The sequence below is a fragment of the Burkholderia sp. EMB26 genome, from assembly GCF_024730645.1.
GTDB classification, from domain to species: Bacteria; Pseudomonadota; Gammaproteobacteria; order Burkholderiales; family Burkholderiaceae; genus Burkholderia; species Burkholderia cenocepacia.
Genome location: NZ_CP078072.1, coordinates 143,341 through 169,637, shown reverse-complemented (window position 1 = coordinate 169,637; position 26,297 = coordinate 143,341). Strand labels below are relative to the sequence as shown.

General features: G+C 68.0%; 21 protein-coding genes. 10 read left to right on the top strand and 11 right to left on the bottom strand.

What is annotated here, in order from left to right:
- Nucleotides 1–46: 46 nt before the first annotated feature.
- A complete protein-coding gene (locus KU887_RS31120) occupies nucleotides 47–1,015 on the top strand; it encodes a cyclase family protein (RefSeq protein WP_258258720.1) in 969 nt (322 codons plus the stop codon).
- Nucleotides 1,016–1,078: 63 nt separating this feature from the next.
- Here KU887_RS31120 and KU887_RS31115 read toward each other — a convergent pair whose 3' ends face one another.
- Entirely contained in the window at nucleotides 1,079–1,867 is a 789-nt protein-coding gene (locus KU887_RS31115) for an SDR family oxidoreductase (RefSeq protein WP_080331938.1), read from the bottom strand.
- A 231-nt stretch (nucleotides 1,868–2,098) separates the two neighbouring features.
- On the opposite strand from KU887_RS31115, the gene KU887_RS31110 reads away from it, so the two are divergent.
- Entirely contained in the window at nucleotides 2,099–3,037 is a 939-nt protein-coding gene (locus KU887_RS31110; RefSeq protein WP_006497959.1) for a LysR family transcriptional regulator, read from the top strand.
- A gap of 122 nt (nucleotides 3,038–3,159) precedes the next feature.
- Here KU887_RS31110 and KU887_RS31105 read toward each other — a convergent pair whose 3' ends face one another.
- Nucleotides 3,160–3,576: an SRPBCC family protein gene (locus KU887_RS31105; protein ID WP_069352164.1), complete on the bottom strand. Its 417-nt coding sequence runs from the start codon at nucleotides 3,574–3,576 to the stop codon at nucleotides 3,160–3,162.
- Nucleotides 3,577–3,593: 17 nt separating this feature from the next.
- Nucleotides 3,594–4,613: an aldo/keto reductase gene (locus KU887_RS31100; RefSeq protein WP_006485206.1), complete on the bottom strand. Its 1,020-nt coding sequence runs from the start codon at nucleotides 4,611–4,613 to the stop codon at nucleotides 3,594–3,596.
- Between the two features lie 331 nt (nucleotides 4,614–4,944).
- Between KU887_RS31100 and KU887_RS31095 the strand changes: the two genes are divergently transcribed.
- From KU887_RS31095 to KU887_RS31080, 4 genes are all read left to right on the top strand, one after another.
- The gene (locus tag KU887_RS31095; protein ID WP_309138196.1) at nucleotides 4,945–5,289 is read left to right on the top strand and encodes a DUF4148 domain-containing protein; all 345 of its coding nucleotides are present in this window, start codon (nucleotides 4,945–4,947) and stop codon (nucleotides 5,287–5,289) included.
- 311 nt (nucleotides 5,290–5,600) lie between these two features.
- The gene (locus tag KU887_RS31090; protein ID WP_258258714.1) at nucleotides 5,601–6,782 is read left to right on the top strand and encodes an efflux RND transporter periplasmic adaptor subunit; all 1,182 of its coding nucleotides are present in this window, start codon (nucleotides 5,601–5,603) and stop codon (nucleotides 6,780–6,782) included.
- Nucleotides 6,779–9,970 carry an efflux RND transporter permease subunit gene (locus KU887_RS31085; protein WP_258258712.1) on the top strand — a complete coding sequence of 1,064 codons (3,192 nt, stop codon included), beginning with the start codon at nucleotides 6,779–6,781 and terminating at the stop codon, nucleotides 9,968–9,970. The genes KU887_RS31090 and KU887_RS31085 overlap by 4 nt, the downstream gene beginning before the upstream one ends.
- Complete coding sequence (locus KU887_RS31080; protein WP_060265068.1) at nucleotides 9,967–11,361, top strand: efflux transporter outer membrane subunit; 1,395 nt, start codon at nucleotides 9,967–9,969, stop codon at nucleotides 11,359–11,361. Before KU887_RS31085 ends, KU887_RS31080 begins: the two co-directional genes overlap by 4 nt.
- A 104-nt stretch (nucleotides 11,362–11,465) precedes the next feature.
- Here the strand turns inward: KU887_RS31080 and KU887_RS31075 are convergent, their stop codons facing one another.
- The 3 genes from KU887_RS31075 to ampC all read right to left on the bottom strand — a co-directional run bounded on the left by KU887_RS31075 (nucleotide 11,466) and on the right by ampC (nucleotide 14,913).
- Nucleotides 11,466–12,368, bottom strand: a complete 903-nt coding sequence (locus tag KU887_RS31075; protein WP_048988543.1) for a LysR substrate-binding domain-containing protein — start codon at nucleotides 12,366–12,368, stop codon at nucleotides 11,466–11,468.
- 199 nt (nucleotides 12,369–12,567) lie between these two features.
- Nucleotides 12,568–13,479, bottom strand: coding sequence for an NAD-dependent epimerase/dehydratase family protein (locus KU887_RS31070; RefSeq protein ID WP_006497951.1), 912 nt, complete (start codon nucleotides 13,477–13,479; stop codon nucleotides 12,568–12,570).
- A 264-nt stretch (nucleotides 13,480–13,743) separates the two neighbouring features.
- Nucleotides 13,744–14,913 carry a class C beta-lactamase gene (ampC, locus tag KU887_RS31065; RefSeq protein ID WP_258258706.1) on the bottom strand — a complete coding sequence of 390 codons (1,170 nt, stop codon included), beginning with the start codon at nucleotides 14,911–14,913 and terminating at the stop codon, nucleotides 13,744–13,746.
- Nucleotides 14,914–15,524: 611 nt separating this feature from the next.
- Between ampC and KU887_RS31060 the strand changes: the two genes are divergently transcribed.
- From KU887_RS31060 to KU887_RS31050, 3 genes are read left to right on the top strand one after another with little or no spacing between them, the layout of a single operon-like run.
- Entirely contained in the window at nucleotides 15,525–16,832 is a 1,308-nt protein-coding gene (locus KU887_RS31060; RefSeq protein ID WP_163122446.1) for a hypothetical protein, read from the top strand.
- Entirely contained in the window at nucleotides 16,826–17,608 is a 783-nt protein-coding gene (locus KU887_RS31055; protein ID WP_006497948.1) for a DUF1266 domain-containing protein, read from the top strand. The genes KU887_RS31060 and KU887_RS31055 overlap by 7 nt, the downstream gene beginning before the upstream one ends.
- 14 nt (nucleotides 17,609–17,622) lie before the next feature.
- The gene (locus KU887_RS31050; RefSeq protein WP_258258704.1) at nucleotides 17,623–19,611 is read left to right on the top strand and encodes a DUF4034 domain-containing protein; all 1,989 of its coding nucleotides are present in this window, start codon (nucleotides 17,623–17,625) and stop codon (nucleotides 19,609–19,611) included.
- 46 nt (nucleotides 19,612–19,657) lie between these two features.
- Here KU887_RS31050 and KU887_RS31045 read toward each other — a convergent pair whose 3' ends face one another.
- Together KU887_RS31045 and KU887_RS31040 are read right to left on the bottom strand one after the other, a co-directional pair.
- Entirely contained in the window at nucleotides 19,658–20,467 is an 810-nt protein-coding gene (locus KU887_RS31045; protein ID WP_258258703.1) for an alpha/beta fold hydrolase, read from the bottom strand.
- Nucleotides 20,468–20,539: 72 nt separating this feature from the next.
- A complete protein-coding gene (locus tag KU887_RS31040) occupies nucleotides 20,540–21,025 on the bottom strand; it encodes a hypothetical protein (RefSeq protein WP_058903835.1) in 486 nt (161 codons plus the stop codon).
- 410 nt (nucleotides 21,026–21,435) lie between these two features.
- On the opposite strand from KU887_RS31040, the gene KU887_RS31035 reads away from it, so the two are divergent.
- Complete coding sequence (locus tag KU887_RS31035) at nucleotides 21,436–21,570, top strand: hypothetical protein (protein WP_006767081.1); 135 nt, start codon at nucleotides 21,436–21,438, stop codon at nucleotides 21,568–21,570.
- A gap of 51 nt (nucleotides 21,571–21,621) precedes the next feature.
- On the opposite strand, the gene KU887_RS31030 is transcribed toward KU887_RS31035, so the two are convergent.
- The 3 genes from KU887_RS31030 to KU887_RS31020 form a co-directional block, all read right to left on the bottom strand.
- A complete protein-coding gene (locus KU887_RS31030; protein WP_241284919.1) occupies nucleotides 21,622–21,843 on the bottom strand; it encodes a hypothetical protein in 222 nt (73 codons plus the stop codon).
- Nucleotides 21,844–21,892: 49 nt separating this feature from the next.
- Nucleotides 21,893–24,388, bottom strand: coding sequence for a glycoside hydrolase domain-containing protein (locus KU887_RS31025; protein ID WP_258258702.1), 2,496 nt, complete (start codon nucleotides 24,386–24,388; stop codon nucleotides 21,893–21,895).
- Nucleotides 24,389–25,032: 644 nt separating this feature from the next.
- Nucleotides 25,033–26,220 (bottom strand): beta-propeller fold lactonase family protein, encoded by a 1,188-nt coding sequence (locus KU887_RS31020; protein ID WP_258258701.1) that lies wholly within the window; start codon nucleotides 26,218–26,220, stop codon nucleotides 25,033–25,035.
- Nucleotides 26,221–26,297 lie beyond the last annotated feature (77 nt).

Below are 26,297 nucleotides of genomic sequence, written 5' to 3'. Positions count from 1 at the left end.
GCAAATCGCCCCCGGGTTCGCGTCGATCACAACGATGGAGACGAACATGTGTGTGCAGAAACCGGCCGATGGCCCCGACGTCAAGCGCCTGCTCGACGGCCTGCCGACCAACTGGGGCAAGTGGGGCCCCGACGATGAAGTCGGCGCGCTGAATTATCTCCAATCCGAACAGGTGATGCGCGGCATCGCCGCCGTGCGCCAGGGCCGCACCTTCACGCTGCAGGTGGACATCGGCCACGCGAAGGGCGAGCCGCTGTTTCCGGGCCGGCGCCCGTCGATGCGGATGAACGTGCTCGACAAGGGCCATTTCCTCGCGGGCAAGGCGCACTTCGACGGCAACGTCGAATACGCGGACGACGTGATCTTCATGCACGTGCAGGGCTCGACGCAGTGCGACGCGCTCGGGCACGTGTGGTACGACGATACGCTGTGGAACGGCTACGACGCGCTGAGCACGGTCGGCGGCCTCGAACGCGCGAGCATCCTGCCGATCGCCGAGCGCGGTATCGCGGGCCGCGCGGTGCTGATCGACATCGCGCGCCATCGCAACAAGCGCGTGCTCGACAAGGGCGAGACGTTCGATCATCACGACCTGCTCGACGCGGCGCGCGCGCAGAACGTGACGGTCGAGCCGCGCGACATCCTGCTGATCCGCACCGGCTGGATCGGATCGTTCTACGAGCGCGACGAAGCCGAGTTCTATCGCGACTACGTCGAGCCGGGGCTCACGTTCAGCCGCGAGCTCGTCGAATGGTTCCGCGAGATGGAGATTCCGAACCTCGTCACCGATACGATGGGCAACGAAGTGACGGTCGACCCCGTGTCGGGCGTGATGATTCCGCTGCACAACGCGCTGATGCGCAACCTCGGCGTCGTGTTCACCGAGGTCGTGCTGCTCGATGCGCTCGCGGAAGATTGCGCGCGCGACGGCCAGTGGCAATTCCTGTACACGGCCGCGCCGCTGAAGATCGTCGGCGGCACCGGTGCGCCGGTCAATCCGCTGGTGATCAAGTAACGCGGGCAAGCCATGCCCGGGCGCACCGTGCGGCCCGGGCATCCCGCGACGAACGCCGCGCGATCAGAACGTGCCCGGATATGCGCCGCCGTCGAGCAGCACGTTCTGCCCGGTCAGGTAACCGGCGTGCGCGCTGCACAGGAACGCGCAGACCGCGCCGAATTCGTCGGCCGTGCCGAAACGCCCGGCCGGCACGTTGCGGCGCTTCGCTTCACGCGTCGCTTCGTAGTCCGCCCCTTCTGCCCGCGCGGACGCTTCGGTCGCCTTCTTCAGACGGTCGGTATCGAACAGCCCCGGCAGCAGGTTGTTGATCGTCACGTTGCGCGCCGCGATGCGCTTCTGCCGCGCGATGCCCGCGATGAAGCCGGTCAGCCCCGTGCGGGCGCCGTTCGACAGGCCGAGCACGTCGATCGGCGCTTTCACGGCGCTCGACGTGATGTTGACGATGCGCCCGAAGCCGCGCTCGGTCATCCCGTCGACGGTCGCCTTGATCAGCTCGATCGCCGTCAGCATGTTCGCGTCGAGCGCCGCGATCCAGTCGTCGCGCGTCCATTCGCGGAAATCGCCCGGCGGCGGGCCGCCCGCGTTGTTCACGAGGATGTCGACTTGCGGCGCGGCCGCGAGCGCCGCCGTGCGGCCCGCGCTCGTCGTGATGTCGCCGGCCACGGCCACCACCGTGACGGCCGGGTTGAGCGCGCGCAGTTCGCGGGCGGTCGCGTCGAGCGCGTCGCTGCCGCGCGCGGTGATCACGACGTTCACGCCCTCGGCGACGAGCGCCTGCGCGCACCCCTTGCCCAGCCCCTTGCTGGCCGCGCAAACCAGCGCCCAGCGGCCTTCGATGTTCAGATCCATGTGTGCTTCGCTCCTGGCATCCAGCGCGTGTCGTCCGGGTGCGACCGCAATCGACACGGCAATAAGTTCAAGTTATAGTGAGTGCACCCGCTTTCCGCCGCACGTCGGCGGCATCCCGGTTCACCCATCCAAAAACAGCTTGATAAAAAGGCTCGACGGGCCAGCATAAGGAATCGCAATCGTCGAGACAATTGACGGGACGTGATACCGGTATAACTTTTCGTCACATCCATGACCCCGCCGCTTCACTCCATCATTTCCCGCCTTCACCTGAAGCAGCTGCGCCTGCTGATCGCGCTCGCCGACCAGGGCTCGCTGCTCAAGGCCGCGCAGCAGGTCGCGCTCACGCAGCCGGGCGCGAGCAAGGCGCTGCAGGAGATCGAGACGACCTTCGGCACGCCGCTTTTCAATCGCACCAACCGCGGGCTCGAACCGACCGAGGTCGGCGATTGCGTGATCCGCTACGCGCGGCTGATTCATACCGATCTCGCACATCTGCGCGAGGAAATCGTCGGCATCCTGCGCGGACATGGCGGGCGCGTGAGCGTCGGCGTGATCATGGGCGCGGTGCCGCGGCTGACCGATGCGATCTCGACGCTCGTCGCACGCCATCCGGAGATGTCCGTCGAGATCGTCGAGGACACCAGCGAAGCGCTGCTGAGCGAGATCGACGCAGGCCGGCTCGATCTTGCAATCTGCCGCACGACGATCAGCCGCACGCCACAGCTCTACGACAGCGTGAAGCTGCAGGACGAGACGCTCGCGGTGGTCGCGAACGTGCGCCATCCGCTCAAGGGCGCAAAGAAGCTCGCGCTGCGCGACCTCGCCGAATACAGGTGGGTCGTGTATCGCGCGAACATGCCGATGCGGCTGCTCCTGGAACGCGAATTCCTCGAAGCCGACATCCGCTTTCCGCCGCATCTGCTCGAAACGACGTCGGCATTCGCGACGCTCGCGCTGTTGCAGGGCAATCCGTCGTTCGTCGCGCTGGTGTCGATCGACGTCGCCGAATTCTTCGCGCGGCACGACATGACGCGCATCCTGCCGCTGCGGATCGGTTCGCGCAGCGAGCCTTACGAACTCGTCACGCGCAAGGGCGCGCCGATCTCGCCGGGCGCGCGGCTGCTGATCGACGAGCTGCACGCCGATGGCGGCGGCCCGTCGGTGTAGAACCACGCCGACGCGCTCACACCTGCACCCACGCCCACGCCTTCGCCGCAGGCGACACCCGCGGCGAAGGCGTGGCGGGAGCCGGACGCCCCGCCTCCATCACACGATGCGACGTGTCGCCGTCAGGCCACCGCGAAGCGCTTCGCCAGTTCCGCGAGGCCGTCTTCGTAGATGCCGCGAAACAGCCGGACGGTTTCGTCGTCGGTCGCGCCGTGCGGCGTGAACGTGCCGGACCACTCGACCTTCGACGCGTTCGGGCCGTTCTCGCGCACGCGCAGCGTGGAGCGATAGTTCACGACCGGGAACGGTGCTTCGAGGATCGCGTACGTATAGCTGCGCTCCGCTTCGTCGAACGCAACCAGCCGCTCGACGATCGCATCGCCCGCCGGATTCGCGAGACGCCGCACGCGCCCGCCCTCGCTCAGCTCGCTGGCCGGAATGTACGAAAGCCAGTCGGGCAGCGACCCGAAGCCGCCGATCAGTTGCCAGACCGTGTCGGCCGAAGCCGCGATCTCGATACTTGCATGTGCCTGTGCCATGTCATCACCTTTCAGGATCAACGATCGGTCGGCAGCGGCGCATTGGCCGCGATCAGGCCTTGTTCACGCATCTCGCGCCAGAAGTCGGCCGGAATCGCCACGTTCAGCGCGGCCTGGTCTTCCGCGATCCGCTCCGGACGGCTCGCGCCCGGGATCACCGCGACGGTCGCCGGATGCGACATCGAGAACTGCAGCGCGGCGGCCTTGATCGGCACGTCGTAGCGCGCGGCGATCGCCTTGATCCGGTCGACCTTCGCGAGGATTTCCGGCGACGCCTTCTGGTATTCGAAGTGCGTGCCGCCCGCGAGCACGCCCGAGCTGTACGGGCCGCCGACGACGATCCCGACGTTCTGCGCGGCCGCCGCCGGCATCACGCGTTGCAGCGCGCGCTCATGATCGAGCAGCGTGTAGCGGCCGGCCAGCAGCATGCCGTCCGGTTGAGGTTCGGCGAGGTCGAGCACCAGTTCGATCGGTTCGACGCGGTTCACGCCGAGGCCCCACGCCTTGATCACGCCTTCCTCGCGCAGCTTGCTCAGCACGCGGAATGCGCCCTTGCGCGCCACTTCGAATTGCGCGAGCCATTCGTCGCCGTAGAAGTCCTGCGCGATGTCGTGCACCCACACGATATCGAGGCGGTCGGTGCGCAGACGCTTCAGGCTGTCCTCGATCGAGCGCAGCGTCGCGTCGGCCGAGTAGTCGTTGACGATGCGGTTCGGCCGGCCGTGTTCGAACAGGCCGCCCTTTTCGCCGAGATCGCGCGCCGACACGTCTTCGATTTCGTCGAGGATCACGCGGCCGACCTTCGTGCTCAGCACGTACTCGTCACGCGGATGGTTCGCGAGCGCGTCGCCGAGGCGGATTTCCGCCAGGCCGGCGCCGTAGAACGGGGCCGAATCGAAATAGCGGATGCCGTGTTGCCACGCGGCTTCGACGGTGGCCGCGGCTTCCGCGTCGGGGATGTCGCGGAACATGTTGCCGAGCGGGGCGGTACCGAAACCGAGGATCTTGTTGCCGGGCAGCTTGTCTTTGAGACTCATGATTTTCTCCAGGGAGTAAAGGAAAGCGAGTTCAGTCTAGGGAGACCGGTTAAGTCTGTCCAAGACGGAATTCGACACACTTGAGTCCCGCGAGGTCTAATGGGCCGATTGGCGGCCTGTTTCGATCACCGGCCCCTAGCCACTGTTCGGGCCAGACGCCCGGCCGGCAAGGCTGCCGACCGAATTCACGTTCGATTCGTGACTCAGAATCAAAAATGATTTGGTCCGGCAGCCGTTTTTCCCGGGCGTCGGCGTACCTATATTGGCTGCACGCGCAACGACATCGACGTGGTCGACGTTGGTTGCGGCTCACTCAACCACACAGGTACCCATGATGAAAACGCTCGTTTCTTCCACCCTTGCCGCCCTGATCCTTGCCGCACCGGCGCTGTCGTTCGCGCAGCAGGCCGACCATCAGCTGACCCGCGCCGAAGTGAAGGCCGAGATGGCCCGCCTCGCGGCCGTCGGCTATACCCCGGCGCTGGACCACAACCAGTATCCGGCCGCGATCCTCGCCGCCGAACAGCGTGTGCGCGAAAACGCCGTCGCGCAATCCGCCCCGAACGCCATCCCGGCCGCGAACACGACCGGTTACGGCAGCGAAACCCGCACGACCGGCGAATCCGGCCGCGCGATGTCGGTCAACGGCCGCGACTCGATCTATCGCGGGCATTGAGCCACGTCGGCGTGCAAGCAAGCACGCCTTCCGATACGCGCAATCGCGCGTCCGCCCCCTCCGCATGGCCGGCCCGAATCGCCTGAACAGGCATTCGGGCCGCGCGTCGTCGCTGCCCTTCCGCTTGCTCGCCGTGCTCCGCGAAACCGGCTCGCCGGTCGCCGATGCAGGCAGCGATTCGTGACTGCGCAGTACAAGTTCTTATGCCGCTTCGTCCGTTTATCCGCCGCGCGCCGCGCCCGATACTTCGCACCGTCCGGCGCCACGCGCCCCACTCGACATCTCGTACGCATATGAACCGATATCCAGGATTGAAACGCATCGCGCGATCGGCCGTGCTGGCCGCCGTTCCGCTCGCCGCGCTCTTCGCGTTGGCCGGCTGCCAGTCGGACGACAAGGCCCCGGCCGCGACGCCCAACGTGATCGTCAGTGCGCCCGTCGTGCGCGACGTCCACGACGTCGACGTCTACACCGGCCGCTTCGAAGCGGTCGACACCGTCGACGTGCGTCCGCGCGTGAGCGGTTATCTCGACAAGGTCGCGTTCCAGGACGGCGCGACCGTCCGCAAGGGCGACCTGCTGTTCGTCATCGACCCGCGCCCGTACCAGGCGGCCGTCACCGCCGCGCAGGGCGCGCTCGAACGCGCGCAGTCGCAACTGAAGCTGAGCCGGCAGGATTTCGAGCGCGCGAGCATCCTGATCAAGACCGATACGATCGCGCAGAGCCTCTACGACCAGCGCAGGCAGGCCGTGCAAGGCGCGCAGGCCGAGGTGACGAGCGCACAAGGCGCACTCGAACGCGCGCGCCTCGACCTGTCGTTCACGCGCATCGTCGCGCCGATGTCCGGCCGCATCAGCCGCAAACTCGTGAGCGAAGGCAATCTCGTGAAAGGCGGCGACAGCGACGCGACCGTGCTGACGACGATCGTGTCGCAGGATCCGATCGACATCTACTTCGACGTCGACGAGGAAAGTTACCTGCGCTATACGCGCGAAGCGCGGACAAGCGGCGGCAACGCGTCGTCGCGGCAGGTCGCGATCGCGCTGCCGGGCGATGCCCGGCCGTCGCTGACGGGGACGATGGATTTCGTCGACAACCGCCTCGACGACTCGACCGGCACGCTGCGCCAGCGCGCACGCGTCGCGAATCCGGACCGGCGCCTGAGCCCCGGCCAGTTCGGCCGCGTGTACCTGTCGAGCCGCGTCGCGCACCACGCGCTGCTCGTGCCCGATGCGGCCGTCGCGACCGATGCGACGCGCCGCGTGCTGTACTTCGTCGACGCGAACGGCACCGTCGCGATCCGCCCGGTGACGCCCGGCCGCCTGTACGACAACCTGCGCGAGATCGATGCGGGGTTGAAGGCGGGCGATACCGTGATCGTCGACGGCTTCCAGCGCGTGCAGGCCGGCGACAAGGTCAAGGCCGTGCCGCGCGCGATCGAAGCGGCCACGGTGGCCCACGCGGCGAGCGGCACGATGGGGAGCGCGCAATGAACCTCGGCCGCCTGTCCGTCCAGCAGCCGGTGCTCGCGATCGTCCTGTCGATCGTGTTGACGATCGCCGGTGCGCTGGCCTATTTCTCGCTCGCGGTGTCCGAGTATCCGGACATCGCGCCGCCGACCGTCGTGATCCAGGCGACCTATCCGGGCGCCTCCGCGGAAACGGTCTCGCAAACGGTATCGACGCCGATCGAACTGGAAGTGAACGGCGTGGAAGACATGCTGTACATGTACAGTCAGGCGACGTCGGACGGCAGCCTGACCATTACCGCGACGTTCAAGCCCGGCACCGACGTCGACAAGGCGCAGGTGCTGGTGCAGAACCGCGTCGCGCTCGCGACGCCGCGCCTGCCCGAACCGGTGCAGCGCAGCGGCGTGTCGGTACGCAAGTCGTCGCCGACGCAGCTCGGCACGATCTTCCTGTACTCGCCGGACCAGCGCTACGATCCGCTGTACGTATCGAACTATGCGATCCGCAACGTCGCGGACGTGCTCAAGCGGATCGAAGGCGTCGGCGACATCAACGCGCTCGGCGCGCGCGAATACTCGATGCGCATCTGGCTCGACCCCGAGCGCGTCGCGTCGTTCGGCCTGAGCCCGGCCGACCTGATCGCCGCGGTACGCGCGCAGAACACGCAGCTCGCGGGCGGCGTGGTCGCGCAGGCGCCGATCACGAACCAGGCATTCCAGCCGAACCTGATCTTCGAGGGGCGGCTCAAGCGCCCCGAGGATTTCAGCGACATCGTCGTCAAGCAGGGCAAGGATGGCAGGCTCGTGCGGCTGAAGGACGTCGCACGCGTCGAAATCGGCGCCCTCGCGTATGCGACCGACAGCTACATGCTGCGCCACCCGACGATCGCGCTGCAGGTGCTGCAGCAGCCCGGCGCGAACGCGGTCGCGACGATGGCCGCGGTCGAGAAGAAGATGGCCGAACTGTCCAGGGACTTCCCGAAAGGCATCGTCTACAACATCGGCTACAACCCGACCGCGTTCATCGGCGACAGCATCCACGAACTCGTCAAGACGATCTACGAGGCCGTCGTGCTCGTCGTGTTCGTCGTGCTGCTGTTCCTGCAGGGCTGGCGGCCGTCGATCATCCCGATCCTGTCGATTCCGGTGTCGCTCGTCGGCACGTTCGCGGCGATGGCCGTGCTCGGCTACTCGATCAACAACCTGACGCTGTTCGGCCTCGTGCTCGCGGTGGGGATCGTCGTCGACAATGCGATCGTCGTGGTCGAAAACGTCGAGCGGCACCTGTCGGCCGGTGCGGGGCCGCGCGACGCGACACTGCTGACGATGAAGGAAGTCGGCGGCGCGCTGTTCGCGATCACGCTCGTGCTGTGCGCGGTGTTCGTGCCGACCTCGTTCATTCCCGGCATCTCGGGCCAGTTCTTCCGCCAGTTCGGCGTGACGATCGCCGTGTCGACCGCGATCTCGTTCTTCACGTCGGTAACGCTCGCGCCCGCGCTGTCCGCGATGATGCTGAAAGCGCACGCCGGTGACCATGACGCACCGACGCCGACATCCCGCATGGCCGCGCCGTTCGCGCCGGCGATGCGCGTCGCGCGACGCTTCTCGAACGCGTTCAACCGCCTGTTCCAGCGGCTGTCCGATGCGTATGGCCGGCTGGTCCGGAAAGTCGTCCGGATCATTCCCGCCATGGCCGCACTGTACGTGGTACTGATCGCCGCGACCGGCTACCTGCTCGTGTCGAGCCCGAAGGGCTTCATTCCCGCTCAGGATCGCGGCTACCTCGTCGTGCTCGTGCGGATGCCCGACGGCGCGACGCTCGAACGCACCAGCGCGATCGCGCGCAAGATCGAGGACATCGCGCTGTCGGTGCCCGGTGTCGCGCGCGTGCCGGTGTTCTCCGGCGTCAACGCGGCGACCGGCACGAACTCGGCGAACAGCGCGGGCCTGTTCCCGGTGTTCCAGCCCTGGCCGGAACGCAAGGCGCGCGGCCTGACGATCGACACGATTGCCGCCGAGATGCGCAAGCGGCTCGCGACCATCACCGAAGCGTCGATCGTCGTCGCGATGCCGCCGCCGGTGCAGGGTCTCGGCAGCACGGGCGGCTTCGCGATGCGGCTCGAAGACCGCAACGGCCTCGGCACCGCCGCGCTCGCGAAGGCCACGCAGGATCTCGTCGCGGCCGCGAACCGCACGCCCGGCATGGTCGGCGTCTACACGCCCTACTCCGCGACGAGCCCGCAGGTGCACGTCGAACTCGACCGCGAGAAGGCCGAGATGCTCGGCGTGCCGAGCCAGGCGATCAACGACGCGGTCGAGACGTATTTCGGTTCGACCTATATCAACGACTTCAACATCGTCGGGCGCACCTATCGCGTGACCGCGCAGGCGGACCTGCCGTTCCGCGTCGGCGCGTCGGATCTCGCGCGGCTGAAGGTGCGCAATCGCGACGGCGAGATGGTGCCGATTGGCAGCGTGACGCGTATCGACGACATGCTCGGCGTCGATCGCGCACCGCGCTACAACCTGTATCCGGCCACCGAAATCAACGGCGATACCGCGCCGGGCCTCGGCTCGGGCTTCGCGATCAAGACGATGGAAACACTGGCGAAACAGGTGCTGCCGCCCGGCATCTCGTTCGAGTGGACCGATCTGTCCTATCAGCAGACCACGGCCGGCAACACGGGGCTGCTCGTGTTCCCGCTGTGCGTGCTGCTCGTCTATCTGGTGCTCGCCGCGCAGTACGGCAGCTGGAGCCTGCCGGTATCGATCCTGCTGATCGTGCCGATGTGCCTGCTTGCCGCCTCGCTCGGCGTGCGCGCGCTCGGCCAGGACGTGAACATCCTCACGCAGATCGGCTTCATCGTGCTGGTCGGGCTCGCCGCGAAGAACGCGATCCTGATCGTCGAGGTTGCAAGACAGCTGGAGGCCGACGGCGCCGAGCTCGTCGAGGCCGTCGTCGAAGCATGCGTGCAGCGGCTGCGCCCGATCGTGATGACGTCGCTCGCGTTCATCCTCGGCGTGCTGCCGCTCGTGATCTCCGAAGGCGCGGGCGCGGAAATGCGCCAGGCCGTCGGCGCGGCGGTGTTCTTCGGGATGATCGGCGTGACATTCTTCGGGCTGCTGTTTACGCCCGTGTTCTATGTGATGGTTCGCCGGCTCGCGATGCGCAAGACCGCTGTCGCAGCCGTCGCGACGGAGGCTGTGCAATGAAGTTCGTTCGACTCGTGGCCGCGCTGTCCGCAGCGGCCGTCCTGACCGCCTGCACGAGCGCGCCGGTCGCCACCGTCACGCCGCCGCCGCTGGCCGCGACCTTTGCGAACGCGGATCTCGCGGCCAGCGGCCCGGCCGCCGACACCGGCGCGTGGTGGCATGGCTTCCACGATCCGATCCTCGACCGGCTGGTCGACACTGCGCTCGCGAACAACCTGGACCTGCAGGCGGCCGTCGCGCGCATCGATGCGGCCCGCGCGGTGCGGATCGGCGCGGCGTCGTCATGGTTCCCGTCCGTCGACCTGAATGCCGGCGCCAGCCGTCAGCGGCTTTCCGCATCGCAGGCGTTCCCGACCGATACGCCGACGACCGGCAACGCGTTCGACCTGAATGCGAGCCTCGCATGGGAAATCGACATCTTCGGCCGCATCCGCCAGGGGGTGTCGGCAGCCGACGCGGATATCGCATCGGCGCAAAACGATGCGACGGCCGTGCGGATCGCGACGATCGACGAAACCGTGCGCACCTACGTGACGGTGCGCGGCCTCGAACAGCGGCTCGCGCTGGTCGAGGCCAACGCGTTGAGCCAGCGCAGCACCGAGGAATCGACACGGCGCCTGTTCGACGCCGGCGTCGTGCCGGCCGCCGACGTCGACCGCGCCACCGCGCAGACGGAAACGACGCTGGCCGAGCTGCCCGCGCTGCAACTGCAGCGGCAAGCCGCGATCCATAGGCTGTCGATCATCACCGCGTCGACGCCGCAGGCGATCTATGCGCGGCTCGACCCGCCCGCGCCCGCGCCGGTGTGGACCGCCGCCGCGCCGGGCATCGGCACGCCGGCCGACCTGCTGCGCCGGCGGCCCGACGTGCGCGCGGCCGAGGCGCGCGTCGTCGCGGCCTATGCGCGCATCGGCGTCGCCGAGGCCGACCTGAAGCCGCACCTGCAACTGATCGGCGTGATCGGCGCGGCGATCGACGGTTTCTCGGGCGCGTCGCTCGCGCGTTCGCTCGCGTGGATGGCCGGCGCCGGCGCGAGCGCGCCGTTGTTCGACGGCGGCCGGCGCCGCAGCGTCGTCGCGTTGCGGCGCGCACAGGCCGACCAGGCACTCGCCGCCTATCGCACGGCGGTGCTGACGGCCGTCGGCGACGTCGAGACATCGGCGGCCGCGACCGCCCGGAATCACGGCCGGACCGAGCGCCTCGAGCGCGCGGTGTCGAATGCGCGTGATGCGTATACGCAGATCAACCGCTCGTGGCGCAGCGGCGAATCGGCGTTCATCGATACGCTGGAGGTGCAGCGTGCGCTGCTCGCGGCCGAGGATTCGCTCGCCCAGGCGCGCACCGAGGAAACGTTGAGCCGGGTCAGGCTGATGAGTGCGCTGGGGCAGTAAGCACGCGGTTCGCTTCGAGCGATGCGCAAAGGGCGACGGGTTCGATGTCATGCGAACCCGTCGCCCTTTTTACGTCGCGTGAACCCGTGCGGGCGGCATCGACGTCAATCGATGTCGCCGCCTGCCTTCAACTGCGCGCTCACATAGTCGAGAAAGCTGACGATGCGCGACGACAGCGTCGTGTTGCGATAGAACACCGCGTGAATCGGCTGGCGAAACTCGATGGTGTCGTCGACGAGCAGTTCGACGAGGCTGCCATCGCGGCGATGCGTGCCCGTCATGTAGTCGGCGAGGCATACGATGCCCGCGCCATTGAGCGCGAGCGTCAGCAACGTCTCGCCGCTCGACGCCTGCAGCGCCGGATGAATGCGGTACACGTCGCCGTCCGCGGTGCGCAGCGGCCAGTGGTTCAGCGTCTCCGGCTGCACGAAACCGAGCAGCGTATGGTTCGCGAGATCGGCGACACGCGTCGGCACGCCGGCTTTCTCCAGATAGGCCGGACTCGCCAGAATGCGCAGCCGGCTGCTGCCGAGCCGGCGTGCATGCAGCGTCGAATCGCGCAGCTCGCCGATCCGGATCGCGACGTCGGTGCGCTGTTCGAGCAGGTCGATGATCTCGTCGCTCGTATGCAGTTCGACCTCGATCGCCGGGTACGCGTCGCGAAAGCCCGGCATCATCGGCGCGATCACGTGCTGCATGAACGGCATCGCCGCATTGATCCGCAGCCGCCCGGCCGGCGTCTCGCGCTGGCTGACGATCTGTTCCTCGGCGAATTCGACCGACGCGATGATTTCGCGCGCGTAGTCGAGAAAGAGCTTGCCCTCCTCGGTCACTTCGAGGCGGCGCGTGGTGCGGCGGATCAGCGTGGTATCGAGCTTTTCCTCGAGGCGTCGCAGGATCCGGCTCATCACCGAGGTCGGCTGGTGCAGTTTGTCCGCCGCCCCCGTCAACGAACCGGTATCGGCGATGGTCACGAACGCGAGCATCTCGTCGAGGGTCGTCTTCATGGTCGGCAGTCGTCAGCGGTGTCAGGAACCGCCACGATAGTGCCGCCGCGCCGGTTTGATAAGCGGGCGCGCGTGCGAATCACAGTTGATTTCGATTCAATAATTCGCGGCGAATATTGTCCGAACAATCGGGTGTGAAGCGGGAAACCGGCCACGCCAACACGCGCAGCTTTTCGTCAGACGACGCGAAGCGGCCGCGTCAGGCCGCGACGGGCATCTCGTCGCGAATCCAGTCCAGCATCGCGCCGTGCTTCGGCGCCCATCCGAGTTCCCGCCGCGCACGCAGCGCCTTCACGCGGCTGTTCGACGCGAGCGAGAAATGCGCACGCGAGTGACCGAGCGCCTGCGCGGCATCGGCGACGTCCCATTCGACGACCGAGCGCAACCCGAGCCGCGCGGCGAGCGCACGGCCGATCTGCGCGAACGACGCTTCGCCGTTTTCCGCGTAGTAGAACCCACCCGGTGGCGCCGCATGGACCGCACGCAGATACAGATCGGCGACGTCGGCGACGTGCACGTTCGACCAGCGGTTCAGCCCCTTGCCGATCACGCGCACCGCGCCGGCATCGCGCGCGATGGCCGCGAGCAGCGGCAGTTGCGCGCTGTCGCGACGCAGGCCGAGGCCGTCGCCGTAGATCATGCTGTTGCAGATCACGGCCGAGCGGATGCCGAGGGACGCGGCCGACATCACGAGCCGGTCGATCGCGCGGCGCTCGGCCTTCGCAGGCTCGACGATCGGCGTCGTTTCGTCGAACACGATCGCGTCGCCGTGTGCGCCTTGCGCATCGTCCGCGATCACGCTCGTGCCGCTCGTGTGCAGGAACGTCTTGCCCGAGCCGCTCAGCGCCGCGATGATCGTTTCGACGGCCTCGCGGTGATCGCTGCTCGCCGCGTTGACGACGCAGTCCGCGTCGCGCGCGAACGCGTACAGCAGCGCCGTGTCGTCGAGCGTGCCGACGACCGGCATGATGCCGGCCGCCGCGAGCTTCGCGGCGTGGCTGCCATCGCGCGTGAGCCCGGTGACGACGTGCCCTGCCGCGACGAGCCGCGCGGCCACCGAGCCGCCGATGTAGCCGGTCGCGCCCGTCACGAATATCCTGATGCCTTTCATCCGCTGCTCCGGAGGCGAAACGGGCCATGCGGCACCCGTCCCGCGAAATGTCGTGCGTCGCAGTATCGACGGCCGGTGCCGACGGCGGAAGGCGTGAATCGCTAAAACAGTTTTGCGCGCGGCGGGATGATGGGCCGCGTCAGGCGAAGCCCGCTTCGACCGGCGTGCAGCCGTCGGCCGCGATCTCGTGCCGCCGGCCCGAGCCGCCGACCACGGGCTCGCCCGCCCGTCATGAACGCTTCCCGACGGGCGGGCGCGACAACGTTACCGCGCGTCGCCGAGCGACCCGAGAATCCGGTAGGCGGCCTTCACGCGCTCCTCGATCGGCACGTTGCCGTTCGCGAGCATCACGATCCCGATCCGCTTCGCGGGAACGAACGCGACGTACGTGCTGAAACCGCCGGTCGAGCCCGTCTTGTTGATCCAGGTCGCCGGGTTCGGCGCGAGCGGCGGCTGGATCGCGCTGGCCGGCACCGCATCGAACAGCATCTTCGGCGCGTTGCCCGCCAGCAGCGTCGGCAGCGCGACCGGGTACGGGTACTGTTCCCAGATCAGGTCCTGCGTCAGCGGCCCCGCGCGGAAGTAGCCGGTGTGCGTGCGTTCGATCGCGCGCTGCAAGCGCGGCGCGGTGTGGATCATCCCCATGCTCGCCTGCACGAAGCGCAGCAGGTCGGCCGCCGTGGTCCGCACGCCGTAAGCCGGTTGCCACAGCATGCCTTCCGTCATCCGCACCGGCTTGCCGTCCTTCGTGTAGCCCTGCGCATAGTCGGCCATGCGCGCGGCGGGCACGTTGATGTACGTATGCGTCATCCCGATCGCGGGAAAGAGCCGCTGCTCCATCAGCGTCGCGAAATCCTGGTGCATCGCCTTCGCGGTGAGCCAGCCGAGCATGCCGATCGCGACGTTCGAATACTTGCGGTGCGTGCCCGGCGCATACGCGGGCCGCCACGCGTCGAGATAGCGGATCAGGCCCGCGTCGTCGCGGATGCTGTCCGGCACCTGCAGGGGCGTTCCGCCGGGCGTGTGCGTGCCGAGCTGGAGCAGCGTCACGACGCCGAACGGCTTGCCCTGCAGCTCGGGCAGATATTTGCCTGCAGGGTCCGCGAGCGACAGTTCGCCGCCCTCCTGCGCGTCCGACGCCAATGTCGCGGTCAGCGTCTTGCTGACCGAGCCGATCTCGAACAGCGTGTCGCCGGTCACCGGCTTGCCGGTTTGCTTGGACATCACACCGTAGTCGAACACGTACGGCTTGCCGTCGGCGACGATGCCGATCGCCATGCCGGGAATCGCGTACTGCTTCATCAGCGGCGCGATCTGGCGCGTGACGGTGTCGCGGAGGTCGTCCTGCGTGACGGCGGCCGCGCGACCGGCCGTGGCGGTCGCGCATGCGGCGACCAACAGGGTCGCGGCGAAGCGTGTCGCATTGAATCGCATGGGGGCGGTTCCTTCTCTTTCCGATGGTTGCATGGACAACAGATCCGGCCGCGCCGCGCGAAAAAGGTGGCGACCGGCCTGTCGAAGCAGGACTATCCGCTACCGCCCGGCCGCCAACAATCGACGATATGTTGCGCGAGCCGAAAGAAAAACTTATGAGATAAGTGGAAGGCGGGAACGAGGCCGCCGTCATGGCCGGGCTACTCACCCGTTTTCCGGGAAAACCTGCCGGTTTTAACAACATCGAATCCGGCGGCCGGGTGGCGCCGCGTCGAAAATCGATGAAAAAGAGATAAGTCTTGTCAGATCCAGCGGCGCCGGCCAGCCGCGTGATTGATTCATCCGCACGGATCGAAGTAGACTCGCGAAAGCCAAAAATAAAATCCGACCTGAGAGAATCCATGAATCGCCCTATCCCGCTCGCCCGCTCCCGTGTCATCGGCTCCCGCGCGCTCGCGTGACGTTCACGCACCGATCGACCTGAACCGGAATACGCGACGCCAGCGCGTTCTTGCGCGCGCACGTTCGCCGTTTCGCCGTTGAGCCAAAACAACCGCCAGGGTCCTGCGCGCACCGCCCGCGCACGCCCTGCCCGACCGGAGAGTGAGCCCGTGACCGAAACCGTGGCCGCGTCGGCCTATCGGCCGCGCGACGTCGTCAATGCACCCGACATCAAGGCGGCGATCGCCCGCCGCAGCACCGAGCGCGACGATCCCGCCGAGATCCGTGCGTGGCTCGGCAACCATTTCTTCCGCTGGGTCGTCGGTGCGTTCGAGCAGGCGCAGCCGCTCGATTCGCTCGCCGATTACCGCGCACTCGCCGGCGCCGACCGGCCGGCGCCCGAATGGCTCGTGCGCCGGTTTCGCGCGCAACCGGCGTCCGCGGCGTCTGCCGCTCCCGGCCCGGCGGCCAACGCTGTGCCGCTACCCGCCGCCGAGCCCGCGCCGCTCTACTTCATCGATCCCGAGCACATGCTGCTGATCGACCGCGAACGCGTGCTGGTCGAATTCCTGCGCTCGCGCGCCGGCACGCGGCTCGCGCAGAAACTGCAGCGCATTACCTGCGCGATGGCGCTCGACATGTGGGAACGCGAGCACCAGCGGATGCAGGCGCGCCGCGACAAGGGCTGGGTGCCGAGCAGCGGCCTCGCGCTGCGCGAGGTGCTGCGCACGCCGAACGGAATCGTGTTCGAATTCGTCGGCAGCCATGCGGCGCTGCGCGAGGAGCTCGCGTACGAGTCGTACTACATGCAGCACTGCCTCGGCCAGTTCGCGGATCGCCGCCGGTTGCGCGGCGGCTACGGCGAGCAGTACGCGCAAGCCGCGCAGGACGGCCGGCTGCGCCTGTTCACGCTGCGCGGCGCGGGCAACCAGCCGCACGTGACGATCAGCCTGCAGGTCAGCGGCGACGGCCTGCGCATCGACCAGATCAAGGGCAAGCAGAATCGTCATCCGGTGCGCCGCTATGCCGACGACGTCCGCCAGTTCCTGCGCGCGCTCGCGCCGCGCGGCGAGCGCCATCCGGATTGCGAGGGCATGGGCCTCGTGTTCGAGCCGGACGCGCCGGGCGCGGCCACCGGCGCCTGGACCTTCGTCACCGACGTGCGCTCGCCCGACCATCTGCTGAGCGTGATGAGCGACAACTTCCACCTGATCGAGCATTTCGAGCAGCCGCCGGCCGTGCTGCAATGGCTGCTGCTGCGCAACGCGCCCTATGCGCTCGGCCAGCTGCGGCAGATCGATCCGGCCGTCGCGGCGGCCGCGCGCCACGCATTGCCGGCCGATGCGCTGCCGGCCGCGCGCGCACCGAATGCACCACCGGCCACGACCGCATTCGAGATCGAAGGCATCGCGATCGATCCCGCGCTGTGCGCGGCGTTCGCGTTGCCCGTGCCGGCGGACGGGAGCCCGTCATGCTGAAACTGCTGCTCGGCGCGGTCGCGCTGTGGCTCGTGTGGTACGTGTGTCGCTCGTTCCGGGTCGCCGCGCGGATGGTGCGCGAAGTCGACGCCGACCAGGCCGCGGGCGCCGACAGCGCGGTGCCGGTACGGCAAACCACGGCCGTTCGTCTCGCGCATGCGCAGGCCGAGCAGGCGCCGCCGAACCGCCGTCGCTGGGCGCTCGCGCTGGCCGACATCCTGTTGATCCGCAACGGGCTGCGCTGCGATTGCGACGATCTCGTCCATGCGCTGCCCGATTCGCAGCGCGAACGGCTCGCACGCCAGGTCAGGCGCGAACTCGACCTGCCGGCCGACCTGCCCGAGTGGCAGATCGTGCAGCGCGTGCCGTCGATCCTTGCGGGCTGGATCCGCGGCGTCGGCCGCTCGCACGACGGCTTCTACGAACAACTCGCCGCCGTCGGGCGCGTGCGCGACGCACTCGCGTTCGACTGCGCGCGCACCGCATTTCTCGTGCGCTGCATCGCGCTGCTCGGCTGGACGTCCGAACAGCACGCGTGGGTCGTGCTGCTGCTCAACGCCCAGCGCGCGCAGGACAGCTTCGACAGCTGGGAAGACTTCGGACTCGCGTATGCGCGGGCGCGCCAGCAGTGGCTGCGCGGCAGCGGCCAGGACGGCCCCGCGTCGTCGCGCGCCACGCAGGAAGTGCGCGAGTACCTGCGCAATCCGTCCGGAAACTGGCTTTCGCTGCCGTGGAAGCGCTACCGCATCTTCGATCCTCAACCCGTTTCGTCATGACCGCCGATACCGACATGTCCTCCGCCTCCGCCGACCTGATTCCGCCCGCGACATCCCGCTGGTTCATTTGCGACGTCGACGCGCTGCTGCGCGCGGGCGAGTTCGCCGCGCTCGACGCGCAACTCGATGCCGCGCTCGCCGCGAGCGTCGACGATCGCATCGCCGAAGGGCGGTACGTCGACGCGCTGCCGGCCGACGTGCAGTCGTGCCTCGACGCCGGCGCCGAGGGCCTCGCGCGCCTGCGCGCGTGGCAGGCCGCGAACCCGCGCTCCGCGCACGCGTGGCTGTGCGAAGCGCATTACTGGCACCACTGGGCCTACGAATACCGCGGCGGCGGCTGGGCCGAAACGGTGACCGAAGCCGGCTGGATCGGCGCGCATGCGTGCGCGACGTTGACGCTCGTCGCCGCGCTGCGCGCGCTGGCGCTCGCGCCGACGATGTGGAGCGCGCCAATGGTGATCTTCACGAGCGTGTCGTCGTTCGGCGAACCCGAGTGGCTGGCGCAGCTCGTGCGCGAGCGCCGCTGGCCCGTCACCGAACTGCAGCTGAACGCCGGCGCCGACGACGAAGCCACGCACGCCGAACTGCAGCAGATGTTCGCGCGTTCGGGGCTGAATCCCGACGTGCCGGTCGCCTGCCCGCCGGCATTTCCGGACGCGTTGCCGGGCCCGGTCCAGGGCAAGAAGCTGCGTAAGGAGAAGTGGTACTGGATGGAGGCGACGCTGCACGTCCACCCGAAGCTGTTCTTCCCGATGCGCACGTTCATCTGGTACATGCAGCCGCGCTGGGGCGGCTCGCACGATCACATCCGCGCGTTCGTCGCGTCCGACGCGTGCGCGCACCTCGATGCGGTCGAAAAGGACCGGCTGCTGCACGAGATCTGGCGCGACGACTACGCCGGCAACACGCTCGATGCGAACGACGACGAAGACGACGCACGCCACGCGATGACCGCGACGCTCGCGCGTGCGCAGGCCGCGCTGCATCCGTATCACCGCTGGGAAACGCTGCACTGGCTCGCGTACAGCCACTTCAAGCGCAGCGAGTACGAACAAGCCTACGCGCGGCTGCAGGAAGCCGAACGCAACGAGCCGATCGACGACAACCGCGCGATGGCGATGGGCTTGCGGCTGGCGCTCGGCCTCGATCCACAGGGCGACTGGCTGCCCCGCGCGATCGAACGTGCATCGGACGCGCGCGCCTGCACGTCGGCGATGATCCTGCGCGGCTATGCGCATCGCACCGGCACGTTCGGCTTCGCGCGGGACGACGCGCGCGGCGACGCCTGGCTCGAAGCCGCGCGCGAGAACGAGCCCGGCTCGCTCGCATGGAACCAGATCGCCACCGCGTTCGAGTATGAGAACCGGCGCCCCGCCGATGCCCTCGCCATCTGCAAGCTCGGCTACGAGGCGGGCGGCGATTCGTGCGGCTACCTGCTCGGCTGCTTCTACAAGGACGGCACGCATGTCGAGCCCGACCCGTACCGCGCCGCCCACTACTTCCGCGAATCGATGGAGGCCGGCGGCAACATGGCTGCGTACCGGCTCGGCTACACGTACCATCACATCGGGCAGACCAGCACGGACCGTGCCGAACGCGTGCGCATGCAGGCCGAGGCCGTCGAGGCCGCGCGCAAGGCGCACGAGATGGGGCATACGGACGGCCTCGAGTGCATGCTGATGTTCATCGGCGACATCGAGGATTATCCGTCGCGCCATCGCTACGTCGACGAACTGCGCCGACATGCCGAAGGCGGTCACCCTGCCGCGATGGCCGCGCTGTCGTTCTTCCTTGCGGACATCAACGACAAGTCGCTGTACGACTATCGCGAAAGCGTGCGATGGATCATGGGCGCGCAGGCCATCGCACCGGACGACGAATACGTGCAGAACATCACGCGCGTCAGCCACGAGGACGGCATGCTCGGGAAGCTGCGCTACAAGCTGCAGCGCAAGCAGATCAAGGCGCACGAAATTCCGGGCGCCGACAACGCGATGGTCTGAACCCGGGCCGACGCACGCGCCCGCTCGCCGGCGGGCCGTGCGCGCATCATCCCGGCAGCCGCTCGAGAAACGCCAGCATCGCCGCGTTGAACCGTTCGGGCCGCTGCAGCGGCGCGAAATGGCTCACGCCGGGCAGGATCGTCAGCGTCGCGCCGGGGATCGTGCGTGCCAAGTACGCCGCATGCTCGGGCCGGATGAATTCGTCGTGCTCGCCCTGCACGATCGCCACCGGCACGGCGATCGCCGCGAGGTCCTGCGCGGTGTAATCGGGTTGCGTGCGCATCATTTCGCTGACGGCCGCGACGAACGCATCGAACTGGTCCGGTGTCGCGGACAGTCGCGCATAGTCCTTGCGATGCCGCGCGAAACAGCGGTCGATCAGCGGGCTCGGCACCATCTCCTTCGTGCCGCCCGGATCCATGTTGCACGCGAAGAAGAACACGCCGGCCGCGCGTTCCGGTGCGCGGGCGGCCAGCACGAGCGCGATGCACGCGCCGTCGCTCCAGCCGACGAAGCGTGCACGGTCGACGTGCAGCGCGTCGAGCACGGCCAGCACGTCCGATGCCATGCGTTCGTACGAATAGGGTCGGTCGTCGCGCGTGCTGCGACCGTGCCCACGGCTGTCGATCACGATCGCGTGGTAGCCGGCCGCGAGCAGCGCCGGCACCTGGTTGCCCCAGTTGCCGCCGTGGCCAAGGCCGCCGTGCAGCAGCACGACCGCCGGCCCCTGGCCGAACGACGCGTGCCACATGCGCGCGCCGTCGTGGTCGAGCCATCCTTCCGCGTCGGCCGCCGGCAGCGGCGTGCCGCCGTGCGCGTCGAAGCGAACGAGTTCGTCGTCGGGTTCCGCATGCATCGTTCAGCCGTCCTCGAGAGGGAGACGAGCTTGCGATTGTAATGCGGGCGGCCGACGTGCCGCCGCGGGCGCTCAGGCCTGCGTCGACACCAGCCCGCCCGACGGCGAGCCGCCGGATTTTTCGAGCGCCGCCGCGAGTTGCGAGATGGCCGTCGCGAGCGCAGCCGAAATCGCGCTGGCTTCCGCGCTCAGCGACTGCTGTTCGACGGCCGCGGCCGGGTCGTCCTTCGCGCGCTGCGCCGCGGTGGCCATCTGCCGCTCCAGCGTCGCGAGCTGCTTCTGCAGCCGCTCGATCAGCGCCTTCAACTGCGCGACCGCCGGGTCTTCCGACGATGCGCCCGCCGCGCCGAGCGTTTCGCCGGTGGCGCCGGTCGAATCCTTCGTGCCGGTGGTACGGGTCGTGTCGGTCGCGCCCGTGGCGCCGGTCGTGCCCGTCGTGCCCGTCGTGCTCGCTGCATCCGCCGTGCCGCCGCTGGACGACGTCGCAGCGGGTGCGTTCGCGGTCACGCCGCTGTCCGCGAGCGGGGATCGCGCGGTCGTGGAGAAATCGATCTGCATCGTGTCGGTCCGTGTGTCGGTAAACGAAGTGACAAGGGCGAAAATCGCCTTCCAGTTCGTTTACGGCATTCGTCACACGAAACTTGAATATCGGGGCCGGGTGGATTGCCCCGCGCGCACTTCAATCGACCGCGAAAGGGCCAGATTGGCAGGCGGGCGGCGCTGGTAGAATCGCTGCTTCGCCGGCAGGATACGCACGTCGACCGCCTCCGTCGGGCCCGAACGCGCCACGGCCGCCGGCTTCGACTCTCCGCCTCGTTGCACGCGGCATGCAACCTGTGCCGACGCCGCCATCGCGGCTTTCCGGGTCGCCTTTTTCGTTCGTCTGCCCTGCGTACCCCGCTTGTCCACGCGAGCGGCGAACGCCGTGCGGCATGCATTCGCTTCATCACGCATTCGAGGAACACACGATGGCCCGCATCGGCGCCTTCTGCATCACGACGTGGCTTGCCGCCGCGATTCTCTACTTCGGCCAGCACTCCGTCGCGATGATCGTGCTCAGCGGTGTCGTGGTCTTCGGCGGGTTCGATCTGCTGCGTCCCTGACGCACGTCGCGACGCGGGCACTCGCGAACGTCGCCACCGCCTGATCGACCGTCAGCGCGCGCTCGTTGAACCCGACCGGCACACCGCCGAGCCCGAGCCTGCAGTTCGGCCGATCGAGTCGCCACCCGTCGATCCGCAACGCGACGCGCGATATCGGGGCGCGTTCGCATGCGGCAGGTCGATCGTGATCTGCCGCTTCGCGCCCGGCATCAGGTTCAGATAGTTGTCGCTGCAGAACGCCGGCAGGATTGTAGTTGTCCTCCATGATGGCATCGTCTCCGCGGATGCGCGCAGCGCAGCTGCCCTGCGCGCATCCCTGCCTTTATCGCGCGCCGACCTGGCGCTGCGTGCGCATCGCAGTCGACGCGCCGCCGGCGGTCATCTGCGTATAGTCCGCGTTCGGCCCGGACGGCGGCGTCAGGTTATCGGCGGCCGCCCATTGCGTCGGCGTCGCGGACAGCGCATAGCGCATCGTCCCGCCGTTGGCGATCTTGCCGAGCGGCAGCCACGAGCCCGCATAGTCCCCGCCGTTGAGCTTCAGCGACTGGATGTACGGGAACGCGGCACGGCCGGTATCGTCCGCCGCGACCTGCTGATCGCTTTCGAGCCGCAGCGTCTTGCCGTTGCCGAGCCAGACCGTGATGCCGCTGAATTGCGGCGTGGACAACGCAAGACCCGCTTCCGACGGAATGACCGGGAACATGCCGAGCGTCGCCCACACGTACCAGCTCGACGTCGCGCCCATGTCGTCGTTGCCCGGCAGGCCGTCGCGGCCGGTGCCGAACGTCTGCGCCATGATGATCGGCAGGATGTACTGCGCCCCGCTCGGTTGCCCGGCCCAGTTGTAGCCCCATGGCGACTGGAACGACGGTTCGTTGCCGATATAGAGGCCGTTCGACGATTCGCCGCCGTTCAGGCTGCCGGAAGTCGGCACCGTCGAATACGGCGTCGTGATCGCGAACAGCTTGTTCAGCCGCGCGACGGCCGCCTGCTTGCCACCGATCGCATCGATCAGCGCGGACCAGTCCTGCGCGAAGGACCAGAAGTAGTTCGGCTCCGTCGATTCGTGGAACGAACCCGGCACGAGCGCGCCCAGCGTGCCGGGCGCCGCACCGGCCGGCGGCGCGTTACGCGCGGCGATCACCTTGTTCGGGTAGTCGAAGATGTTGCGCCACCACGATGCGCGCGTGTACAGCGTGCCGATGTTGTCCGCCGTCACGCCGACCGACGGCGCGTTCAGCACGCTGGCAGGCAGCGCCTGCAGGAACGCGGCCGCCGAGCGGTCGCTCAGCACGCGCTCGATGGTCGCCGACGACGAGTGGCCGTCGTCGCTCTGCGACAGATAATGGGCCGTCAGGAAATTGGCGAGCCCCGGCGCGCTCGCGCGGTCGTTGCACGCGCTCGACGGATCGAACACCGACTGCTTCGTCAGGCGCGCGGCCGACACCAGATCGAAATCGGTCGCGCCGAATTTGTAGGAACCGGCAATCACGTTCAGCGCGTTGTCGCCCGCCATCGGCGTCGAATCGTCACTGCCGTCGACCCAGTGCGGAAACGCGCCGCACTGCAGCCCGTCGACGACGAGCGACTGCATCATGTCGCTCGCTTCCTGCGGCGCGAGCATCGCAAGCAGCTGCGCCTGGGAACGATACGTATCCCACAGCGAGAAACCCGTGTAGTGATTGGCGCCGCCGCCTTGCGAGCCGTCCGGACGTTTGTACGCATAGTCCTTGACGTTCGCGGTGGCACGCTGCGGGACGGTGCCGGTCCGGTCCACCGAGGTCGGATAGCTGCCGTTCGCGTTCTTCGGCTGACGCATGCTGCGGAACTCGCCATTCGTGTCGCTGTAGAGCGTCGGCGCGCTGAACACGTGATACAGCGCCGTGTAGAACTTCGTGAGATTCGCCTTCTGCGTGGCGTTCAGCGCAGCCGGGTCCTTCGCCTGATCGATCTGGATCGTGTTGAGCCGGTCGTTCCACGCCGCGGAGGCCTTCGTCCGCGCATCGTCGAACGCCAGTTTTTCGCCCTCGGCCGCGAGGTTGGCCTGCGCGTTCGACACGCTGACGGACGAGATGCCGACCTTCACGGTCACGGTCTTGTCCGCATCGGTCAGGTCGAACTGCAGTGTCGCTGCACCGTTGCTCGCGGTATTCACCGACGACGTACCCGTTTGCTTGCGCAGCGGCTTGTCGAAGGTCGCATAGAAATACACGGGAGCATTCCAGATCGTGCCGTACGGCGTGCAGAACGCCGGCGCGACCGCCTGCCCGCTCATCGACCGGCCGTCGCTGGCGAGCGCGAGCGCCACGTTGTTCGCGGTGATGCTCGTGCTGCCCGAATCGCTGTTGCCGTTCAGCTTCGCATCGATCGAGAAAAAGCCCTTGTTCTTGTCCGTATACGTGAAGCGCGCGAGGCCGGAACGCGCGGTCGCGCTCAGTTCCGTCGTGATGCCGTTCGCGAGGCGCACCTTGTAGTAGCCCGGTTGAGCCACTTCATCCGCATAGCTGTATCCGATGCCGGCCGGTCTGCCGCCCGGCGCGATGGCGTTCGCCCCGTCGGTGGGCAGCATCGCGACTGCGCCCTGCCCCGGGCAGCCGACGCCGCTCAGGTGCGTGACGCTGAAGAAATCGATCGTACCGGTCGATCCGCCCGACGACAGGTAGCCGCCCGACCCGTTGAAGTTGTAGCGCGGCGTGTTCGGCCCGAAATCGACCATCCCGAACGGCACCGTGGCGCCCGGGTTCACGTTGCCCGCGTAGCCGGAGTCGCCATTGACCTGCGTGCCGATCAGCGGATTGACGAACTGCGTCAATTGCATGTTGGTGCGCGTGGGCGTCGGCGTGGACGGCTGGCCCGGTTGCGCTGGCTGCCCCGGTTGTCCCGGTTGCGATGGCCCCGATGTCGATGGCCCGTCCGTGCCGCCGTTGCCGGCGGTCGACGTACCGTTCACGTCATCGCCGCCACACGCGGCGAGCGCCGCACACGTCAGTGCAGCGACGATCAAGAGTCGTGGATTTTTCATTTTCGTTTAGTACCATTAATTAAACGAATCATCCGGCGTCGACGATGTTCCGATGCGCCGCCAGGCTTGCCACCTTGCGCGGCGCGACGCCGGCTGCCCCCCAATCGGCGCCGCGCAGACTTCCGCTTGCGAATTTCCGGCGCCTGCCGCTATCGCGGCAGGCGCGGGCGTGCTGCCCACCGAATCGGCACCGCATCCGGCGCTCCCTTCCCGGGGACTTAACAGTGCCGTAACGACTGTTTATTCACCACAAGAAGTTTCCCGAATTTTCAGTTTGTTTAACTAAACAATTGTGAGTTAAGTGGCTTTGAGCACAAATTTCCCGCGTTTGTTGCGTTGCAACCAGCCGGAGCGGGATGTGCGGCGACGGGCGCCCGGCGACTCCGGGCGCCCCGTTCACTCAGGGATGCGAAAGAATTGACGAAGCGCGCGGCGGCGCGTCAGCGCGGCAACGTCCTCAGCGAAGACGGGCCGCCGGTCAGCGCGATCCGCTTGCCCGTATCGCGCAGCTTGCCGCCGTCGACCGCATACAGCGCAAGCTGCCGTTCGACGTTGAACTGCACGATCACGTGCCGGCTGTCGGCGGTAAACACGATGCCCTGCGCGGCTTCGCCGCCGGGCGCCTCGCTCACCTTCACGGCCTGCCCGTCGCGGATCTCGAACAGCAGCACCTTGCCGAGTTTGTGGCGGCCCGGGTTGTCGGCCGTCAGGTTCGAACCGTCCATCGCCTGCACGGCGATCCACTTGCCGTTCGGCGAAATCGCGACGCCTTCCGGCAGCGACGGCACCGTCAGGTACTGGACCGTGCGGAACGGCACGCGCGACACGTCGATCAGCGCGACCGAATCGGCGTCGCCCGCGAGCGTGCCGGAGTAACCGGGCAGCCCCGCGAGCCCGACGTTGCTGACGACGGCCCAGCGGTTGTCGCTCGACACGTCGATCGTATACGGCGCGACGCCGGTGCTCAGGCGCGTGCCGCTGTCGGTCACCTTGCCGTCGTCGACGTTCAGTACCGCGATGCCCTGCTCGTCGCGCAGCGACACGAGCGCATGCTTGCCGTCGTGCGTGAAGCTGATCCCGGCCAGCCGCTTCTTGCCGATTTTCAGGTTGCCGTCGAGCGTCATGTGGGTGCCGTCGATACGCACGATCGACACGCTGCCGTCGACGTTGGCGACGAGCGCGAGCCGGCCCGAGCGGTCGATCGCGATCCCTTGCGGATGCGTGCCGAGCTCGATGCGCGTGATCGCCGGCGGCGCGCTGTCGAGATTCACGACTTGTAGAAACGTGTCGAATACGAGCTGCTTCGCGGCCGTGTCGTAGCGCGTCGGCGCACCGACGAGCGCGAGCTTCGCATCGGGCGTGATCGCGACGGCCTGCGGCGGCCCCTGGATACCGTTCTCGACGTCGACCTGCAGTGCGACCTTCGGCGGGAACGTGCTGGCGTCGAGCAGCGTCAGCGTGTCGGCGGGCGGGGCAGGCAGATAGGTGTCGCGGCCCTCGACGCGCTGGTACTTGCCGTCGTTGCCGGACACGATCCAGTCGGCGGCGTGCACGGCAACGGCCGTCGTGGCGAGGGTCAGCGCGGCGAGCAGGCGCGCGCTGCGCAGGCGGAAAGGATTCGAATGCATGGCGGTCGGTTCTCCGGATCGGTTGCGGACGCAATGGATTGCCCGGCCCTGCTGCTCGACCGGCCGGCGCTATCGGA